The organism is Paenibacillus periandrae (assembly GCF_022458865.1).
Lineage (GTDB): Bacteria > Bacillota > Bacilli > Paenibacillales > NBRC-103111 > Paenibacillus_S > Paenibacillus_S periandrae.
This window is the reverse complement of sequence record NZ_JAJNMU010000257.1, coordinates 1-214: the sequence shown is the minus strand read 5'-3', so window position 1 is coordinate 214 and position 214 is coordinate 1. Positions and strand designations below refer to the sequence as shown.

Below are 214 nucleotides of genomic sequence, written 5' to 3'. Positions count from 1 at the left end.
ATCGGGTTAGCAGAATAGGTGAAGCAGTCTGGAAAGGCTCATCACAGAGGGTAACAATCCCGTAACCGAAAATCTGCGAAACTTGTAGACGGATCCCGAGTACCGCGAGACACGTGAAACCTCGTGGGAATCCGGCAGGACCATCTGCCAAGGCTAAATACTCCCTAGTGACCGATAGTGAAGAAGTACCGTGAGGGAAAGGTGAAAAGAACCG

The 214-nt window shown here is 50.9% G+C and carries 1 rRNA gene; it reads left to right on the top strand.

The annotated features are described in order from the left end of the window. Nucleotides 1-214: ribosomal RNA gene (locus LRL21_RS45450) — 23S ribosomal RNA — on the top strand; the annotation flags it as partial.